The sequence below is a fragment of the Mammaliicoccus lentus genome (assembly GCF_002902755.1).
GTDB classification, from domain to species: Bacteria; Bacillota; Bacilli; order Staphylococcales; family Staphylococcaceae; genus Mammaliicoccus; species Mammaliicoccus lentus.
Map to the genome: position 1 here is coordinate 1 of NZ_PPRS01000075.1, position 344 is coordinate 344.

Consider the following 344-nt stretch of genomic DNA (forward strand, 5'->3'; position numbering starts at 1 on the left):
TTTTTAAATAGTTTTTCTAAGCCAGGAAATGTTTGATGAAGTATCTCAATAATTTCAACTTTCAATCGATTTTGTTCATTTTCGAATTCTAGATGAAATCGAGCACGCTCACGTAATTCAAAGTAAATATCATCATTTGTATTATTTAAACTATCGGAATCATTTAAAAAAGGTGCTATTTGGGCTAACTTATGTGCGTCTGATTGATCTGTTTTCCAAGACCTTAAAGAGCTTGTTTTGAACTTTGCTTCTAAAGGATTCAACTCAATATAATTAATTTGGTTAACTCGACAGAACCGAACCATAGCTCTTGAATATATACCTGTGGATTCAAAAATTAATTT

1 protein-coding gene is annotated in these 344 nt (G+C 30.2%); it reads right to left on the reverse strand.

The window, feature by feature from the left end; all coding sequences use genetic code 11:
• The coding region (locus tag CD135_RS12885; protein ID WP_420920320.1) for an IS110 family transposase at nt 1-344 on the reverse strand (344 nt) is incomplete at both ends.